At 57.4% G+C, this 19603-nt stretch carries 11 protein-coding genes; 8 read left to right on the top strand and 3 right to left on the bottom strand.

Translation table 11 applies throughout. The features are described 5' to 3' along the window. The first annotated feature begins 4 nt into the window (after positions 1-4). Complete coding sequence (locus HMPREF2651_RS06285) at positions 5-3616, top strand: alpha-(1->3)-arabinofuranosyltransferase domain-containing protein (RefSeq protein WP_049181777.1); 3612 nt, start codon at positions 5-7, stop codon at positions 3614-3616. A 6-nt stretch (positions 3617-3622) separates the two neighbouring features. Here HMPREF2651_RS06285 and HMPREF2651_RS06280 read toward each other — a convergent pair whose 3' ends face one another. Further along, positions 3623-4819, bottom strand: a complete 1197-nt coding sequence (locus HMPREF2651_RS06280) for an acyltransferase family protein (RefSeq protein ID WP_224792279.1) — start codon at positions 4817-4819, stop codon at positions 3623-3625. 256 nt (positions 4820-5075) lie between these two features. Here HMPREF2651_RS06280 and HMPREF2651_RS06275 point away from each other — a divergent pair, with 256 nt between their 5' ends. Then, positions 5076-6236, top strand: coding sequence for a cell envelope lipid trafficking protein PgfA (locus HMPREF2651_RS06275; protein WP_038626836.1), 1161 nt, complete (start codon positions 5076-5078; stop codon positions 6234-6236). A 92-nt stretch (positions 6237-6328) separates the two neighbouring features. Beyond that, the gene (locus HMPREF2651_RS06270) at positions 6329-8161 is read left to right on the top strand and encodes an MmpA family trehalose lipid delivery protein (protein ID WP_049181779.1); all 1833 of its coding nucleotides are present in this window, start codon (positions 6329-6331) and stop codon (positions 8159-8161) included. On the opposite strand, the gene HMPREF2651_RS06265 is transcribed toward HMPREF2651_RS06270, so the two are convergent. Beyond that, positions 8141-9319, bottom strand: a complete 1179-nt coding sequence (locus HMPREF2651_RS06265; protein ID WP_049181780.1) for a glycosyltransferase family 4 protein — start codon at positions 9317-9319, stop codon at positions 8141-8143. The genes HMPREF2651_RS06270 and HMPREF2651_RS06265 overlap by 21 nt on opposite strands. Before the next feature lie 93 nt (positions 9320-9412). Between HMPREF2651_RS06265 and HMPREF2651_RS06260 the strand changes: the two genes are divergently transcribed. The 4 genes from HMPREF2651_RS06260 (at position 9413) to HMPREF2651_RS06245 (ending at position 14203) form a co-directional block, all read left to right on the top strand. Continuing rightward, positions 9413-10303: a class I SAM-dependent methyltransferase gene (locus HMPREF2651_RS06260; RefSeq protein ID WP_239663075.1), complete on the top strand. Its 891-nt coding sequence runs from the start codon at positions 9413-9415 to the stop codon at positions 10301-10303. Positions 10304-10402: 99 nt separating this feature from the next. Then, positions 10403-11980 carry a type I restriction-modification system subunit M gene (locus HMPREF2651_RS06255; RefSeq protein ID WP_049181782.1) on the top strand — a complete coding sequence of 526 codons (1578 nt, stop codon included), beginning with the start codon at positions 10403-10405 and terminating at the stop codon, positions 11978-11980. After that, positions 11973-13022, top strand: a complete 1050-nt coding sequence (locus HMPREF2651_RS06250; RefSeq protein ID WP_070559806.1) for a virulence RhuM family protein — start codon at positions 11973-11975, stop codon at positions 13020-13022. Before HMPREF2651_RS06255 ends, HMPREF2651_RS06250 begins: the two co-directional genes overlap by 8 nt. Continuing rightward, positions 13019-14203 (top strand): restriction endonuclease subunit S, encoded by a 1185-nt coding sequence (locus tag HMPREF2651_RS06245; protein WP_049181784.1) that lies wholly within the window; start codon positions 13019-13021, stop codon positions 14201-14203. The genes HMPREF2651_RS06250 and HMPREF2651_RS06245 overlap by 4 nt, the downstream gene beginning before the upstream one ends. Positions 14204-14339: 136 nt before the next feature. Here the strand turns inward: HMPREF2651_RS06245 and HMPREF2651_RS06240 are convergent, their stop codons facing one another. Then, on the bottom strand, positions 14340-16061 hold the full coding sequence (locus tag HMPREF2651_RS06240) for a DUF5635 domain-containing protein (RefSeq protein WP_049181907.1): 1722 nt from the start codon (positions 16059-16061) through the stop codon (positions 14340-14342). Between the two features lie 198 nt (positions 16062-16259). On the opposite strand from HMPREF2651_RS06240, the gene HMPREF2651_RS06235 reads away from it, so the two are divergent. Beyond that, complete coding sequence (locus tag HMPREF2651_RS06235) at positions 16260-19469, top strand: type I restriction endonuclease subunit R (protein WP_049181785.1); 3210 nt, start codon at positions 16260-16262, stop codon at positions 19467-19469. Positions 19470-19603 lie beyond the last annotated feature (134 nt).

The following is a 19603-nucleotide window of genomic DNA, read 5'->3' as shown; positions in this document are numbered from 1 at the left end:
AGCTATGCCCACCTTTGTTCGAGCGCGTAAGCGCGTGCTTGTACCTTGGTGGGCTTTGCTGTGCCTGCTGGCATTCATCCAGTCCCCCGGCAAGACTGTCGCTGACACAAAGCACGACCTGACAGAAGACCCCATCGGGTTTTTGTCCGCCTCGCTCAACATGTGGTCAGACACCATGCCGCTGGGACAGCTCCAAAACCAGGCATATGGCTATCTCTTTCCACAGGGCGCATTCTTCGCGCTGTTTAGTTTGCTGCCCGATGTCCTAGCGCCCGGCTGGCTGATTCAGGCGCTGTGGTGGAGCCTTACTCTCTGCGTGGCTTTTACCGGCGCATATCGCGTGGCCGAAGCTATAAACGTCGGCACGCATACCTCTCGCGTATTGGCGGCATTGTTGTACGCGTTGTCGCCGCGTGTGATTACGACGTTGGGCGCGATTTCGTCCGAGACCTGGCCGGTCGCACTGGCACCGTGGATTCTGCTTCCGCTCCTGCGGGTCGCAGCCCGGCGCGAGGAACTGCCCTGGCGTGCGACTGCCCGTGCCGTATTGCTGTCCGGCCTAGCGGTACTGTGCACTGGCGCGGTCAATGCGGTCAGTACAGCGGCGGCTTGCATCCCCGCAGGTCTGATGCTGCTCTTCTTCGCTTTTACGGGGCCTCGTCGCGGGCGTGCGTGGGCGATGCTCGGCGGTTGGCTGGCTGCGTGTGCAGCGGTCAGCATGTGGTGGATTGTGCCGCTGCTCCTGCTGGGCAAGTACTCACCACCGTTTACGGACTACATTGAGTCCTCCGGTGTGACCACTCGTTGGTTGAGTCTCGGCGAGACGCTCCGCGGTTCCACTTCGTGGACTCCGTTTGTCTCTTTCGAGCGAGTCGGCGGAAATGCGCTGGTCGCGGAGCCCATTCTCATTTACGCCACCCTGGCTGTAGCGGCGATTGGCCTACTTGGCTTGGTCATGCGCTCACTTCCGCTGCGTCGAATGTGGCTGATGATGCTGCTCATCGGGCTTGTTATCATGGCAGCCTGGACGGAGCCGTTCGGGCTGGCGTGGGAATCGGCTCGAGAGGTGCTCGATTCCACGCTCGCAGCAGTGCGCAACCTGCACAAATTCGACACTATTGTGCGTCTGCCACTTGTTATCGGCTTCGCTCATGCGACAGCCCAGCTGCCATGGCCGTGGCGAGAGCCGGCGAACGAGCACACGAACGAGACGGCGAGCGATTCAGCGACCACTGGCTGGCAGCAGTGGCTACACCCGGAAAAGCACCCGCGCGCTATCGCATCGATGCTGGTTCTGGTGGTTATCGCCAGTGCCACCGCCCCTGCGTGGAGCGCACGCCTCGCTCCGACAGGTGGTTTTTCCGAGGTTCCGGGCTACTGGCACGAAGCGGCCGACTGGCTGAATGAGCAGGGCAAGGACACCCGCACGCTGGTGGTGCCGTCATCGCCGTTTGCTGATCAGACATGGGGCAATACTCGCGACGAACCGCTCCAGCCGCTCGCCGACGTGCCCTGGGCCGTCCGCGATACCGTGCCACTAGTGCCTCCAGAGGCGATTCGCGGCCTCGATGGTCTGCGCAATTCACTGACTCGGGGCCGTGAGGTACCGGCACTGGATGCCACCCTGCGCAACAACGGTATCGGCTACGTGCTGGTCCGCCACGACTTGAGAGTTACCTCGAGGGGCGATTCGCTGCGCGCCATCACTTCCACGCTGCAGGACTCCCCGACCATGGAAAAGGTGGCGGAGTTCGCGGACGAGGACGGCCATACCGCTATCCAGATTTGGGGTGCGGGCCCGAAGGAGCTGCGCAATCACGCACTTTCACCGCGGTTGGTAGACACTACCCAGATACCGCTGGTCGCCGGCGGCCCCGAAGTGCTCCCGCGGCTTGACGAAGTCGATTCCGATGCTCCGGTGCGCATCCTGTCTGGCAAGAATGCCGGCACTGTCACCGACACGCCCGCCCGCCGCGGCCGCAACTATGGTGAAGTCGTCGGTGCGGAGTCAGCAATCCTGGCCGAAGACGAGGACTCATATGTTCGCAACCTCGTTCCGGACTACCCCGTCGTGGGACTGCCACTGACGCAGACAGCAACGGGTCGCGCCACAATTGAGGTTTCGTCGTCGGCCTCTGAGCCATACAACGTCGGTGGTGCATCGGCTGACCACTCGGTCAACGCAATGCTCGACGGCGACACCTCCACCTGGTGGGAACCCTTGGCGGGCAAGAGCCAGGCTGAGTGGGTCAAACTGTCGTGGAAGGAACCGACCGATAACGCAGTGCTCAGCCTGACCGGTGCTCGCGTTCCGGTGCAACTGCGCATCCAGACCGACACGGCTTCCAGCTCCGTACAGTTGGTCCCGGGTGAGACGACTCGTATTCCGCTGCCCGGCGGCAAGACCACATCTGTGCTCATCACAGCAAAGATTGCTCCTGTAGGCTTCGCTATCTCCGAGCTAGGCCTGGTGATTCCACAGCGAGACACTGGCTTCGACGCATTCGAATCCAGCAGTCCCGATTCCGATGAAGAGGCGGAACTTTCCACCGAGGATATAGCGGAGGACCTCACGCCGGTTCGTGTCCCGGTGGTGCCGAATTCCTCTTCGCTGGCTCAGCGTTGGGTCTTCGGCCAGGAGATTCATGAGGGCACGCTGGTGCGCCTGTTCACCGTTCCGAAGCCGGTAAAGGTAAAGATCGATGCTGATACCTGCCGCAGCAGCATCGGAGCCCCGTGGGCCAGCCTCCAGCGCGGTGACGGCTCTGATCACCGCGAGCTGACCTGTGGTGAAGAGATTGAGCTCTCACCGGGGCCATGGCGCATCGATGCCAAGTCCGATTGGGTGTCGCTCACCTCGACTGACTACTTCGCGCCGTCAGCTGAGCAGCAGAAAGTGACGCCAATCGATCTGAACAATCCCATTGACGCTGCCGACCACGATCGCATCGTGTGGTTGCCAATCTCTGTCAATGCTGGCCATGAGCTCCGTGTCGGAGGCGCCGCCATGAAGCCGGTAACGGTCTCTGGTTGGCAGCAGGGTTGGACGATTCCGGCCGGTATTGGTGGTGCGGTCGAGCTGACCTACCCACCGCAGCAGACCTGGCGTACTGGCATCCTGGCAGGCGGCGCACTCGCAACCGTGTACGCACTGGTCACTGTGGGGCTGGCTTTCGCTTGGCGACGCTTCGCTCTCACCACCCCGATTCCCGCGTCTTCGCTGAGCAATGACCTGCCGCGGGCGGCTATTGGCATTGCGGCTGCCGCGACAGTGACACTGGTATCCAGCTGGCCTGGCGTGGTCGTTGCCCTCGTGGTGGTTGCCGCTACCCTTGGTGCGGTTTTCTGGGCACGGAAGCGTGGGGACGTCGTCAAGCCATGGCTGAACGTGCGAAACGCCCTTATTGTGACACTTGCTGCGACGATGTCGATTGCGGGCTTGGTGCTGGCGGCGAACCCGTGGCCGAAGGATGACTACGCCGGTGCCGACTGGCCGCTTCAGTTACTGGTGACGGCGGCGCTGACGATCGTGGCGTGCTGCTCGATGCTTTCCGATGGCGGTGCTGATGACGACACCGACAGCGACGTCGACAACACCGACAACGCCGCTGATTAAGAGCCGTTAGCGGTTGACCCAGACGCGTGCGAAGAAGCGGCGGGCAGGTTCCTCGACGAGCGCGTAGGAGGCGGCGGCCACGGGAATCGACAGTGCGACCGTAACAATGGTGACACTGAGCAGATGGCCGGTAAATAGCTTCACACCAAGCAGCGGGAATGCGATGGAGAGCATCGCCACGTGCCAGAGGAAGATGCCGTAAGACCAGCGCCCCAGCGCCTGCATAATGGGGTGTTCGAGGAAGCGCGATTCCGGCGCCATCGTCCAGGGGCCGATGATGGCGGCACCGAAGACCAGCCCACACAGCAGGCGGCGAGTGAATTCCCAGTTGGTTAGCTCGACTAGTCCTTCGGGCCCCAGGTAGGAAGCCAGCACCAGCGCGCCCACGGCGATAGCCAGCCACAGCGAACGGCGGCGCGCCCAGCGCTGCATGGTTCCCACCCTCGCGCGGGCAGCATCGGTATCGACACCCTGGAGCGATTCCAGCTCGGCGAGAATCATGCCAGCTGCGAACCAGGAAAAGTATGCGATCGGCTGAATATGCGGGTTAACGCCTTCCGGGTACGGCAGCGGTAGGTAGGGCCAACCGAAGCTCAAGATTGCGAGCAGGGAAATTGCCACTATGCGGCGCCCCTGCTGGCGATGTGGGTCCAACCGGCTAAGCCCGATGGCAAACAGCGGCAGCGCGATGTAGAACGCGACCTCCACCGACAATGACCACAGGTGCGTCAACCCACCGTGCAGAGAGCCGGAGAAATACACCTGTGTCAGCGTCAGGTTTGTCAGCCAAATCTTGAGATCCGCGCCACGCCCCACCGGCAGTGCAATGAGCACAATAAGCACCAGCACCCAGTACGCAGGCATAATGCGCGCGACGCGCTTCTTGTAATACTTCGCCCAGCTCTTCTTCCGTCCGCCGTCGGCATCGGCCAATGCTTTACGACGGGGGATTCCGCCATAACCCGAGCGGTGAGAACGCCACAACAGGAATCCGGACAGCACGAAGAAAACAGCCACGAAGAAGTCGAAGCGGCCGAGGACGCGTTCCCACAGGGCTCCCACATCATGCCCGGTCTGGAATGCGACGTGCGTACCGATGATGCCCATCGAAGCCACAGCGCGCAGCCCCTCCAGCGAGGGCAGGAAGCCTGGGCGGAATGTGGTGGCAGAGTTCGGCATAGCGCTCGGCGTAGGGTTCGGCATAGCGCTCGACGCTGTGTCTTGCCTAGCGCTTGGAGCTGCCGCAAATGCCTTGGACGTCATAGTACTTTCTTACACGGATACTGGAATGAGTAAAATCACTTGTATTCTATTATGAAATAAATCCTGTTCAGACCTGTTTTTCCAAAACTCTTTTGTTTTCCCGACAAGTTATTTTTTAAAAACACACCACATAACTCCTAACTTCCTGCTAGGTTTTGCAGCAGAAAGTTACGTACAGTTAAAGGACTATCCGCTGATGAAGAGAACTCTCGGACATGCACTGATTATCATCGGTGCTGCATTGATTGTCATTGCCGTCCTTCTGCCAACCTTCCTGGTGCCTCGCCTCCGGGTCATCCCACTTGACACTGTGAGCGACACCATCACGGAGGTGCGCGACGGCACCCTGTTGGACTCCAGCCAGCTGGGCAAGAATGAGCCAACGCCAAACCGCAAGAATGACCCGCGTTGCAAGGCAGAGACGGACGAAGAGAAGCGCGACCTCCCGGTCCACTGCTTCATCAACGACAAGACTCCGATGCAGTCGAAGCGCCACGTTGAGATCGAGGAGCCGGCCGACGAGAAGATCGCAACTCTCCAGGTCGGTACCACCCTGCTGCGCGATGACCGCAAAGAGCCGAAGAACCTCATCAATGCGACCCTCGACCGCATCACTGTTGATCGCAGTACTGCGTACCCGGTAGATGACCCGATCTCCAGCGTTGCTATTAACGCACCCCAGGGTGGTTCGGACACCAAGCCGCCGACGTTCACCCGCCCGGGCATCCAGTACCAGTTCCCGTTTGGTGCTCAGAAGAAGTCCTACCCGTACTATGACGTCCAGGCGATGCGTAACTTCGAGATCGACTTCGTCGGTGAGGAAACTCAGGATGGCGTCAAGGTCTACAAGTACTCCATGACCATTCCGCCGCAGAACCTCTACGAGTCCCTGACCGAGCACTTCACTCGCGACGGCCGCAAGCTCACCGAGGCTGACAAGTCCTCGCTGGCTTCCATGCGCCTGAGCTTCCCGGCTCACAAGTGGGGCCTGGAGGGTGACGACGATGTCGAGTTGGATCGTTACTACACCAACGTCCGTACTGTTCGCGTCGAGCCAACCTCTGGCGTGATCGTCAACGGTACTGAAGAGATGTTCATGTTCTACGCCAAGGACGACAAGGAAGCGGAAGAAATTGCTTCCAAGGCTGGCCGTGAGAAGGAAGCCAAGGAGCAGAACCGTACCGCGATGAAGTACACCGCTCAGTGGGACGAAGGCTCCAAGGGCCGTCAGATGGACCGCGCTAAGGAAGCACGTAAGTCGCTGACTATCGGTGGCACTGTCGCACCGTGGATCCTCGGTATCCTCGGCCTGGTTCTCATCGTGATTGGCTTCCGCATTCGCAGCAAGTCTGCCTAAGAGACCAAGCCACGAGGCCCTTAAGATGCCTCAGGCTCTCGCTTACCCTAAGTTTCACTGAGGAAAGCGAAAAATAATTTAATATAGGGCACGTGACACAACGTTTCCGCACTACTCTGACCCAGTCGGCTCGCTCTCATTCGGAGCGAGTCGCCTGGGTTTTTGTGTCGTCGTGGATTCTCTTACTGACCGCTGCCGTGTGCTGGCCTCTCTTTGCGCCCCTCAAGGCCCCGGCTGATGGTCGCTTTGGGGCGCCGATATTCCTGCTGCGCGACATGGTCATCCCCAATCACCCACCGCTTACCGACGCGGCCCTGGGACTCGGCCCCGCTGCGGCACGAGCTGTCCCTCAGGACACCGCACTGTGGGCACTGGGATACTTTGTGGATGCCAGCCATTGGGTGCGCTTCGCCATGGTGGGCGCCTGTTTGATTGGTGGTCTTGCAGCTGCTGAGCTCGCCCGCAGGTTCACTCGCCACGGCTCTGGTGCCAGTAGCGCATCCAGTGCCGGCCTTATCCCCATGACTCCGAGCTTGGCCAGTCAGCTGATCGCACCGACGATGCTGCTCTGGAACCCGTTCGTGGTCGAGCGTTTACTCCAGGGACAGTGGTCACTGGTCATCGCCGTATTGTTACTTCCGGCAGTAGTTCTGGCAACACAGATGGGTAGTGCTTTGTGGCGCACCAGCGCCATTGCCGCTGCGGGCCTCACACCGACCGGTGCCCTTTTAGCTGGTATCACCGGCATTGTTGCCGCCCGCAATAACCGCGACCGCGCTTGGGTTGCGGCCACAACAGTGGCGGTCAGTTCACCGTGGCTGGTGGCATCTTTGCTGAACCCGAGTGCAGCTAGGTCCTCCGATGTTGCTGGCGCTGCCGCATTTGCGGCCAGAGCAGAGGCACACGTCGGCACGCTCGGCAGCCTGTTGGGGCTGGGCGGTATCTGGAATAAGCAGGCTGTGCCGCTAACTCGCGAGGCTGGTTTTTCGGCGATCATGGTGCTGGTGCTCTTGGTACTCATGGGCCTGGGATTCCGTCGTGTCTGGCATTCGCAAGAGCGCTGGCGGGGGCTGATTATCACCGGCGCCGTGAGCATTGTGCTCGTCGCTCTCGCCGCAACAACGCCGGGCATTTTGATGATGGGTTGGGCGCTCGAGCACATCCCGGGGGCGGGTCTGCTTCGCGATGCACAGAAGTGGATCGCGCTCGCTGTCCCTGCCTATGTCATCCTCGCCGCCAGCGGTGCGGAGTACCTGGCACGCCGCGCTCGCAGCGCCACCGTCAATATCGGCCAGTGGTTGGCTACTGGCGTCAGCGCGCTCATCATCATTGCCGCTGTCCCCACGCTGCCCGCCGATGTCGCTCCACTCCGCCCCATTCCGTCATGGGAGGGCTGGTCGGCGGTTTCCGGTGTCGTCGCGCTTGACGACGATCGCGTTGCGGTTCTACCTGCCGGTTCTTACCGCATCATTAATGGGCGCCCTGTCCTCGACCCGGCTACGAAGATTTTGCCCGCTCCGGTGGTGAGCTCCGGCGAATTGATCGTGTCTGGGCAGTCGGTGTCTGGCGAGGGAGCCACAACCGTTGAGCGTACGCTGCTCGGCGGTGCAAAGAGGAAGGAGGAGCTTGCGTCTGCGCTCCAGAGCCTTCGGGACCAGGGCGTTGGCTGGATCCTAGTGGAGAATTCGCCCGGCAACTTCGGCGATTCAGCTGACATTGTGGCAGCGCTAGATCCCGTCTATGAAACACCTGACCTGCAGCTATACCATGTTCCCGGCGTTATCGATCCGACCACGCGACCGAGCCAAGGTGCCTATACAGCTGCGTGGATAGCCTTTGCAATCTGGACTCTTTGCCTACTCGCTGGGCTACTGGCGGGACTACTGGCTGGAGTAAAGGAAGCGCTACTGCCCCGCCGCAGGTAGCAGATTGTCCAGAGTTGGGTTTTCCAAGACATTCAGAACTGCCTCGCCGGTTTTGTCCCAGCCAAATTCCGCAGCACGGGCGACGCAGGCCTTGGACATGGCGCGATGCAGTTCGCCGTTATCGAGAATCTGTCGTGTCTTGGTAATTAGGTCAGCTTCATCGCTGGCCAGCAGGCCAGTTTCACCGTCGTTGACCGAGTCGCGCAATCCCGCCGAGGAACGGTAACCGACCGTTGGCACGCCGTGCTGCGCCGATTCGATGACGGCGAGCCCCCAGCCCTCCTTGCGGGAAGGCATCAGATGCAGACACGCCTTGGAGAGGATGCGGTGTTTATCCGCCTCTGTGACCTGCCCGTGGAAGACCACGTGATCCGAAACACCCTTGTCACGGGCATATTCCACGAGGTTGTCGTGCCACCACCCCGAGCCAATAACATCGAGAATCGCACCTGGACAATCCTGCACAAGATCTGCGAGCACATCGATGGCGTGCTCAATCTGCTTATGCGGGACCAATCGCGACAGCGTCACCAGATGCGGTGCCGGACCGTCGCACTCGGATAGGTCTGCCATGATTTCGGTCGACTGCAACTCCTCCGGAATCGGGTCCACACCATTGCGAATCACCGCGATGCGCCCCGGCGACACTCCGAGTTCTACCAGTTCAGCGGCACTTGGTTCGGAAACGGTGATGTAGCGGCTGCGGCGGTGAATCATCGGCGACAGACGCGACTCGATGAACCACCCAAGCTTGCTAATAATCGGCCCCGCCACTGGCCACTGCTCGCGGTGGCAGTGATGTGTCAGGAGCACCGTCGGTGCGCCGGAGAAAATCCGCGCGAAAAAGGGGACACCGTTTTGGGTATCGACCACGACATCCGGCTTGCCGCCGAGCGCCTTGGCAATTGGCCCCACGCCAAATCTAGCCCCCAGCATCGCGGTCCAGGAGCGCACGTAGACGGAGAAGTTTCCACCAGCGCGGGAGAAAGTCACGCCGTCACGACGTGAAAGGGCCGGTGCGCCTGGGTAGCTGGCCGTGCGGAACACCACAGTGTGGCCTTGGTCGGCAAGGTAACCTGCGACGCGCTCCAAATAGCGCTCACTACCTCCACCTTCGGGATGACCAGTGTCGCGCCAACACAACAATAAGATTTTCATAACAATATGAGCCTAACGCTCGGCACGGCTTTCGTTGCCGCTTTAGCTCAAATCCATACTCCCAGACCCAACCAGTCCATTAGATTGTTTGACGTGACCAGCTTTCGCTTTCCCGCTTTTATCGTCCCGCCCGCTCTGAAAGAGCTGCGCAGCTTTGCTACACTGTCGCGCTCATTTGGGCTGCTCAACGACTTCAAATACGAGCAAACCGATCCCGATATCTTCTACGGGCACCTTGCCGAGGACACCATCGGCCTCCTAGAAGGCATCGCGGCTGGCGCGGATGGTTCAGTGGGCGCGGTGGATGCGAGGGGCACCGCTGGTACGGCGGAGTCGCCGGGCGCAGGGGGCACGTCGTCAAGCGTTACGACGAATACCGCACTGCGTGGCAAGCGCATCCTTGATGTCGGCGGCGGCCCTGGGTACTTTGGCCGAGCGTTTGCCCAGCGTGGCGTGGAATATTACACCTGTGAGCCCGATGTGGGCGAGATGGCGGCGGCGGGGATCAAGCTGGAGTCGTCGGTACGCGGATCGGGACTGGAGCTGCCATTTCGCGATGACGCGTTTGACCTGACCTACTCGTCGAACGTCGCCGAGCATGTGCCCGAGCCGTGGACGATGGGCGAGGAAATGCTGCGTGTAACTAAGCCGGATGGGTTGGTCGTGTACTCGTACACCATTTGGTACGGCCCGTTCGGCGGCCACGAGATGGGGATGACGCATTACCTGGGCGGCGACCGCGCGCGGCGCATGTATGAGAGGAAGCACGGCAAGCGGCCGAAGAACTACTTTGGCGAGTCCCTGTTCAAGGTCGGTTGCGGTGAAGGGTTGAAGTGGGCGCGCGCTGCAGCGGAGGCTGGTGACTGCGAACTGCTGGCCGCGTTCCCGCGCTACCACCCGTGGTGGGCCTGGTGGATGGTGCACGTACCGGGGCTGCGCGAGTTCGCGGTGTCGAACCTGGTGTTGGTGCTGCGGAAGCGGTAGGGGGCCAGTTTCTCTCGGAGCGTGCTCCCCTGACTTCGTATCGTCTGCCACTAGACTGGGAGCTCAAGCATTTTTACTGATTGAGCGGGGATTTTCACTATGAGCGACGCGGACCGGGCACAGCTGCACAGGACTATTTGGAACATCGCCAACGACTTGCGTGGCAGCGTGGACGGTTGGGATTTTAAGTCTTATGTGCTCGGCATGATGTTCTACCGCTTCATCTCAGAGAAGCTCTCCGAGTACATCGATGACGGCGAACGTGACGCCGGAAATGAGGACGCGGATTACGCTTCCCTTTCTGACAAGGATGCTGAGTGGGGACGCACCAGTATCGTCGAGGAAAAGGGCTACTTCATTTTGCCCTCTGAGTTGTTTACGAATGTCTGCAAGCAGGCGGCTGACGAACATTACCGCGAGAACCTCAATGAGCGACTGCAGCAGGTATTCAAAAATATCGAAGCATCTGCAAAAGGCACCGCTAGCGAAAGCGATCTTCAAGGGCTTTTCGACGACATCAACCTGGACAGCAACAAGCTCGGCAACTCAGTCATCGAACGCAATAACAAGATCTACGATCTGATGCGACATATCGGCAATATGCCTCTCACGGTTAAAGCCGATGACAACTCCATCGACCTATTCGGTGATGCCTACGAATACTTGATGGGCATGTACGCCTCTCAGGCAGGCAAGTCCGGTGGCGAGTACTACACGCCGCAGGAAGTCTCTGAGCTGCTGACTCGAATCACTGTGGTGGGCAAGAAGAGTGTGAACAGGGTGTATGACCCGGCTGTTGGCTCCGGTTCACTGCTGTTGAAGTTCAAGAAGGTGCTGGGCGTGGGCGGTGTCCGCGAGGGCTACTACGGCCAGGAAATCAACCTGACCACGTATAACCTTGCGCGCATCAACATGTTTTTGCACGATGTGAACTTCGACAATTTCGACATTGCGCTGGGCAATACACTCACTGAACCTGCGCACTGGGATAACCAGCCGTTTGAGGCAATCGTGTCCAACCCGCCCTACTCCATCAAGTGGGAGGGCGATAACAATCCTCTGCTGATTAACGATCCGCGCTACGCACCGGCAGGCGTCCTTGCGCCGAAGTCAAAGGCTGACTTGGCTTTCACGATGCATATTCTCTCGTGGCTTGCGACGAATGGCACAGCCGCAATTGTTGAGTTCCCCGGTGTGCTTTACCGCGGCGGCGCGGAGAAGAAGATTCGCAAGTACCTGGTGGATAACAACTATGTCGATACGGTTATTCAGTTGCCGCCGGATCTTTTCTTCGGCACCACCATCGCAACCTGCATAATCGTGTTGAAGAAGTCGAAGAAGGACAATTCGGTCCTCTTCATTGACGCCTCCGCAGAGTTCGAGCGCAGTGGCAACAAGAACCGACTGAATGACAAGAACCAGAAGAAGATTCTGGATGCCTTCACTGCCCGAGAGGATGTGGAGTATTTCACCAAGCTGGTGCCCGCTGAGGAGATTGCGGATAACGACTACAACATCGCAGTTTCCTCCTACGTCGAACCCGAAGACACCCGCGAGGTCATAGACATCGTAGAGCTGAATAAGCAGATCGTTGGCATTGTGGAGCGCCAGCGCCAGCTACGCGAGGCGATCGATGAGATCGTGGCAGACCTTGAGGGAACCCGCACCGATGCCTGACACGAACGGCGACATGAACATGGCGTCTGCAGGCGAGCTGGTGATGTTCCGCACAGACGACGGCGCTACTCGCATTGAGGTACGGCTTGTCGACGAAACCGTCTGGCTCACCCAGGCCCAAATGGTGGAGCTGTTTCAGTCGTCGAAGGCGAATGTCTCCGAACATATTAGGAATGTGTTTGCGGAAGGCGAGCTGCCCAGGTCAGAGGCAACTGTTCGGAAATTCCGAACAGTTCGACTCGAAGGCTCAAGGGAAGTTTCGCGCGAGCGGGAGCACTACAACCTCGACGTGATTATCTCCGTGGGCTACCGAGTGAGGTCCCTGCGCGGTACTCAGTTCCGACAGTGGGCGCTAGGTGTCTTGCGCGAATACCTGATCAAGGGCTTCGCCATGGATGATGAGCGGCTGAAAGAAGGCGGCGGCGGAACGTATTGGCGTGAATTGCTGGAGCGTATCCGCGATATTCGCTCTAGTGAGAAGGTCATTCATCGCCAGGTTCTAGATTTGTACGCCACCAGCGTGGATTACGATCCACGGGCCGCTGTGAGTAAGCAGTTCTTTGCCACGGTCCAAAATAAGCTTCATTTTGGTGCTCACGGCCACACGGCAGCCGAGGTGGTTTTCGAGCGTTCGGATGCCACAAAGCCAAACATGGGGTTGACCAATTGGAAGGGCGAACGCATCACCAAGGCCGAGATGGAGATTGCCAAGAATTTCCTTGCCGAGGACGAGCTAAAACGCCTAAATACCTTGGTTTCTGCCTACTTCGATGCGGCAGAATTCCGTGCGCAGATGCACCAGCCGACGTACATGGCGGACTGGATGGATCATCTCACCACAATGATTGCGGCCATGGGTGGCAAGTCTTTGGAGGGAGCAGGAACGGTTTCCCACCGCCAAGCGGTACAGAAGGCCCATGAGGAATACGAGAAGTACAAAACTGTGATGGATGCCCAACCGAGTGGTGTGGAACGGGACTATCTCAAGGAAATCACTGCAGTTCAGAAGCAGATCCAGCAACCACCGAAGGAGCAGAAGTGAACCAGATCGAAAAACTCATCGAGGAACTCTGCCCGGATGGTGTGGAGTACAAGCCTTTGGGCGAGCTAGGAAAATTCAGTCGTGGTGGCGGACTCCAGAAGAAAGACTTCACCGAAAGCGGTGTCGGCTGTATTCACTACGGCCAGATTTATACCCACTACGGAATCTGGGCTACGGAAACTAAGTCATTTGTTTCCTCGTTAACATTCTCTAAAGCAAAGAAAGCTCAACCAGGCGACATTATCATCGCAGATACCAGTGAAAATGATGAAGATTTATGCAAAGCAGTTGCTTGGCTAGGTGAAGATTCAGTCGCAGTTAGTAACCACACATTGATCTTTACAACTGAATTAAATCCTAAGTTTGTTTCATACTTTCTACGCTCACTGCCTTTCCAGAAACAAAAACGAAAGTTTGTTTTCGGCACAAAGGTCCGCTCCATCTCGGGCACGAATATGGGGAGAATCCTCTTGCCATGCCCTCCTTTGGAAATCCAACAAGAAATTGTAAAAATCCTCGACACCTTCCAATCGCTGGAAGCGGAGCTGGAAGCGGAGCTGGAAGCGGAGCTGGAAGCTAGGAAAAAGCAGTATGAATTTTATCGTGATCAACTGCTGACGTTCACCGAGAGAGAGAGAGTCCAGCGGACAACGCTAGGAGACGTATTCGAAATGAAAGCCGGCAAAGCGATACGACGAGACGAAATCAGTCCGGTACGTACGGCTTCTCACCCATTTCCCGCCTTTGGTGGAAATGGAGTTCGCGGCTATGTTCGGGAGGCATCCAATCCAGAAAGGGCTGTGCTGATAGGCAGACAAGGGGCTCTTTGCGGAAATGTAAATTGGGCTCCTGAAGATTTCTACGCAACAGAACACGCGATTGTCATGAACGCCCATGATTCGGTCAACACACGCTGGGCCTACCACATGCTCAAATTTCTTGATTTAAACCAATACGCAACAAAATCCGCCCAGCCAGGTTTATCTGTGCAGCGGCTGAAATCTGTTCCAATCCCCATCCCTCCCCTCGAAGAGCAGCAGCGCATCGTGAATATTCTCGACAAGTTCGATGCACTCGTGAACGACCTCACCTCCGGCCTGCCTGCCGAGATTGAAGCTCGCCGGAAGCAGTACGAGTTCTACCGGGATCAACTACTCACGTTTAAGGAGCTTTCGGCATAAACCAGGGAGGCGTCGGCGAGTCCCAGCGGGACGCCGGACTTCCCTCGCTCCATCAGGTCAGCGATACTTCCGCATTCATCACCCACCTCCGGATTGTCAGATTAGGCAGTGTCTAATCTGACAATGATTTCGGTTTCTACAGGGACCTTGACGGATTAGTGAGCCGATACCTGCGCGATCGGCCGTTGCCAATGGCAGTGACAATGCCGGTTTCTACCATGACGTCGATACAGGCCTTCACTGTGCCGCGGGAGCTTCCAGACAGAACCATGAGGTCACTTGTAGCGATATCCCCAACCTCACACAGCCACAACATCGCTGCTTTCTGGAGTTCATCCTGATCGGTGGTGAGGTACCGCGCAGGCAAGAATGGCGTCGGTTCAGCTTTGCGCAAGATTGCTCGGCATGTTTCGCCAAGCACCCACACTCCAGCATGGGGGACAATCAGCGGTTCACCCAGTACCGTCGTTTGTCGGGCTGCATCCAGGGCATTGTGAGCCGATTCAGGCCCGGCTTGCAGCCCACGCGCTACTTCCGCAACCGTGACAAATGGGCGCTGAAAAAGTAGATACAACACGATTGCAATGCGGTAATCTTCCTGCCGTGCTTGCGGGATTATCCTTGACATCAGCTCAAGAACGGGCAGCACGGGACTGCCACCCACCAAAGTCGTTTCCACAAACGGGCCCGCTACTTCTTCAATGGTGGGCGGCCGATGCCCCAGGGCAATCATCGATTGGTACATGCGATCCACCCCAACACCCTGCTTGTCTACGAGCCCAATTGCGCGATACACATCAGCCAGAGCGGGGTAACGAGCAGAACGGTTACTTAACACATTGTTTTCGGTGATTGCTCCTGGAAAACCACCGGGGCTTCGCACAATCAAGGTGCTGTCGAGCTCAATCCATCGCACATCAATGGCTTCGCTTCGATTCCAATCGCGGTGAATCATGGCATTTAGCATCGCCTCACGCACTGCACCGCGTGGAATCTCTGGCACTGGCTTATGTACGAACCCCTCCACCACAGTGTTGTTTTTATTCACCACATTCAGAGCCTGCTCTATGTACGCAAGCTGCTCAAGACACGACTTCTCAGGTTCCGGCACCACTCTGTTAAGCACCTGACCACCGTGAACATCAAAAATGCTGAGCTCAATAACCGTACGCCCTGCCGAAGTAAATAGCTGCTTTCCTGCCATTGATAGGAATCCATTGGCATCAAGAGCACCAATGCCGTGCAGCACTTCTTGGTCGGTAAGCTCGGCAAACACTGGGTCCCATTTCCTGGCCAACGCCAGGGCACCGGGACGGACATCGGAAAGTGTTGCGGCACTAACCTGCGCCATTGAATCAAAGCCGTCCTGCGCACGCCGATACTCCCACCATTCCGACCGGTCCACCGGCTTGCACGAATCACCAACACGCCAACGCAGCCTGTTCCCAGTATCTTCAACGGGTTCAGAGGCTGCCGCAACATAAATGACAAGCACTCGCTGGCCCTGCACACGCTTTTCGACAACATCGGGCGCAATATCAATCCGGCTATAGATAGCCTGCCGCAACCAATCTATGTCCAGTTCGGTACCGATAATCCGCCCTGTTTTATCCTCGATTCCAACAATCAAGGCACCGCCACCAGGAGTATTGGCCATGCAGGCCACTTCGTCGGCAAGTTTGTCGGCAGCTGTCGGATTCTCCAACTTACCAGGTTCAATCTGGGAACCTCTACGTCGGCCAGCTTCCTCTTTGAAATCAATCGACTGGGTCTCTTTGGTTTTACGCACACAATCGTCGATTGCCGACTCCAAAATAGCGTCAACTTGAGCTATCAGCTGCTCCCGGCGAACTTCCATTCCCGGCAAAGTCGGAGCCACAGCGAACCACCACCTGGGGATTGTTAGATTAGAGCCCCCTTATTCTAACAGTGGTTGTGGTTTTTGTGGGAACCTTGGTGGATTAGCTGCACCACCCCGTGCTACCCCGGACTCTCTAAGATAGAGACTCATAAAAGTAACGCTTCAAATTAACACTATGGAAAAGGTGCTGGCAGCATGAACCAGGACGGCGTCGGCAAGCGACGAGTAACCAAGTACGACCCGATCGCTGTCGGTGAGCAGAGCACCGTCGTCGCGGAGTACCAGGCCGAGGAGCGCACCTCGGAGGACTACCAAACCGAGGCGCAACTGGAGCAGGAGCTCATCGACATCCTCCAGTCGCAGGCCTACGACTACCTGCCCATCCACAGCGAAGCAGACCTCGTTGCCAACCTTCGCCGCCAACTAGAAACCCTCAACCACGTCACCTTCAGCGACGCGGAATGGGAACGGTTCTATCGCACCTGCATCACCAGCGCCAACGACGGAATCAAGGAAAAGACCCGTCGCATCCACGAAGACCACATTCAGGTTCTTACGCGTGACGACGGCACAAGCAAAAACATCCGACTGCTGGATAAAGCAAATGTCCATAACAACCGGCTGCAGGTCATTAACCAGTACGAGGTGGAAAAGGGCGAAAGCGGTGCGAAACACTCCAATCGTTACGACGTCACCATCCTGGTCAATGGCCTTCCCATGGTGCATATCGAACTCAAGCGTCGTGGCGTAGAGCTGCGTGAAGCCTTTAACCAGATCAGGCGCTACCAGCGTGACTCTTTCTGGTCTGGCGACGGTTTGTTCGATTATGTGCAGCTGTTTGTCATCAGTAACGGCACGCTGACCAAGTACTACTCCAACACCACCCGTGAACTGCACATCAAGGAAACGGGAGGAAAAGGCCGCCCAGCACGCGGTGCTAAGAGCTTTGAATTCACATCGTGGTGGGCTGACGCAAACAACCAACCCATCCGGGATCTTGTTGGCTTCACTAAGACATTCCTGTCCAAGCACTCGCTTCTCAATATTCTGACTAAATTCTGCGTCTTCACCGCCGCGGAAGAACTACTGGTGATGCGCCCGTACCAGATTGTCGCTGCTGAGAAGATTCTGCAACGAATTGAGATTTCCAATAACTATCGTGAACGCCTTGGCACCACGGAGGCCGGCGGCTACATCTGGCACACGACCGGTTCGGGGAAAACCCTCACCTCATTCAAGGCAGCACAGCTGGCTAGTAAACTCTCGCATGTCGATAAGGTCCTTTTTGTCGTCGACCGCAAGGACCTCGACTACCAAACCATGCGTGAGTATGACCGCTTCCAAAAGGGTGCTGCCAACTCCAACACCTCGACCGCCGTGCTGAAGAAGCAGTTGGAAGACGACGATGCGGCCATCATCATCACCACAATTCAGAAGCTGTCGAACTTCATCGCAGGCAACAAGCACCACGATGTCTACAGCAAGCACGTAGTCATCATCTTCGACGAATGCCACCGCTCCCAATTTGGCGACATGCACACTGCCATTACTAAGGCATTCAAGAAGTACAACCTCTTCGGATTCACCGGGACACCCATCTTCGCTGACAACTCCACCAGCGGCACCAAGGCCAACCTCAAAACCACCGAGCAGGCTTTCGGCAAACGACTCCACGCCTACACCATCGTTGACGCCATCACCGATAAAAATGTCCTGCCCTTCCGGATCGACTACGTCAACACCATCTCGGTTGGAAACGTTAAGGACAAGGAAGTCACAGGCATCGATACTGAAGGCGCACTCCTGGCCGAGCCACGCCTAAAAAACGTCGTCGACTACACGCTCGAACACTTCGCGCAGAAAACGAAGCGGGAAACCTTCTACGAACACCGCGTTGTCGAGAACGTATCCGCCTCAGCAAAGGCCCGGCACCGCGGTCGAATTAAGGAAATAAAGAAAAATCAACGAGTTCGTGGCTTCAATGCTATCTTCGCCACCGCTTCTGTTGAGGCTGCCTACACCTACTACAGCCTCTTCAAAGAAGCGCAAGCGTCACTGCCGGAAGCAGAGCGGCTGAAAATTGCCATGATTTACTCATTCGCGCCAAATGAGGCCGAAAAGGATGAGTCACCGACGATTCCGTCGTCAAGCGAAAAGAAAAGCGCTGCGGCAGCTACTGCCGTGGCCGACGAGACAGGCTTGCTCCTTGAAGAAGGCATGGAGCCCGAGCAGCTACCCAAGGTTGCGCGCGATTACCTGGAAGCGGCGATTGCCGACTACAACGGGTATTTCAAGACCAACTACGACACCTCAGCCGAGAAATTCCAGAACTACTACAAAGACCTCTCCCTGCGAATGAAGAACAGGGAAGTCGATATGACCATCGTGGTCAACATGTTCCTCACCGGGTTCGATGCGACCACCTTGAACACCCTGTTCGTGGACAAGAACCTGAAGTACCACGGGTTGATTCAGGCATTCTCGCGTACCAACCGAATCCTCAACTCAGTTAAGACGTACGGCAACATTGTCTGCTTCCGAGACCTCGAAGATGCCACAAATGAGGCGCTGCGGCTCTTCGGTGATACCAAAGCGCAAAGCGTGGTGCTGCTCAAGCCCTACGCTGAGTACTTTGCCGAATACGCCGAGCTGGTGAATCAGCTGCTCCAGGAATACCCGCTGGATAAGGCAATTGTTGGCGAGAAGGCGAAAAAGGAGTTCATCAAGCTTTTCGGAGCGATACTGTGTGTCCAAAACATCCTGACCTCCTTCGACCAATTCGCCGATGACGCGCTGCTGACGCCTCGCCAGGAGCAGGACTACCGCAGTATCTACCTCGACCTGTTCGCGGAATTCCGTACTGAAAGCGACGGGGAACGGGAGTCCATCAACGAAGATGTGGTCTTCGAGATGGAGCTGATTAAGCAGGTAGAGATCAATGTCGACTACATTCTCATGCTCGTCGAGCAATACCGCGAAACCCACGGCAGTGACGAGAGAGAAGAAATTCGTGCCCAGATTTCTCGTGCTGCAAACTCCAGCCCATCGCTACGGAACAAGCGCGACCTGATTGAAGAGTTCGTCAGCACCGTGAGCCTGACACAGCCCGTTGACGAGCAGTGGGAGGAATTCATCAGGACCAAACGCACGGAAGAACTCAATGCGATCATCACTGAAGAAAAGCTGCGGATGCCGACGGCGCAATCTTTCATTGAAGAGGCGCTGACCACCGGCATTGTCAGCACGCTTGGCACCGGAATTGTTCGTGTTCTTCCGCCAATGTCGCGGTTTACCCCAGGTAATGAGCGCGAGAAGGTCAAGACGCGGGTGCTGCAGCGCATCCAGGCCTTTGTCGAGCGCTATTGGAACTTGGGGTTCGCCGGCGATGGTGAAGAGGCGGCTTGATGGTTGCGGGCGGGCGTTTGCGGAAATTCGACTTTTGCCGGTCTGCCTCCGCGACTCTGCGCCCAAAACTACTTATGTAATTACCCCCGGTTTCTCCCATAACCGCAGGTAAATGACTGCAACGGATCATCTTT

Origin of the sequence: Corynebacterium sp. HMSC063A05, assembly GCF_001809695.1 — a bacterium.
Classification (GTDB): domain Bacteria; phylum Actinomycetota; class Actinomycetes; order Mycobacteriales; family Mycobacteriaceae; genus Corynebacterium; species Corynebacterium amycolatum.
The sequence above is the reverse complement of the archived record's forward strand: the minus strand, read 5'-3'. Positions and strand labels throughout refer to the sequence as shown.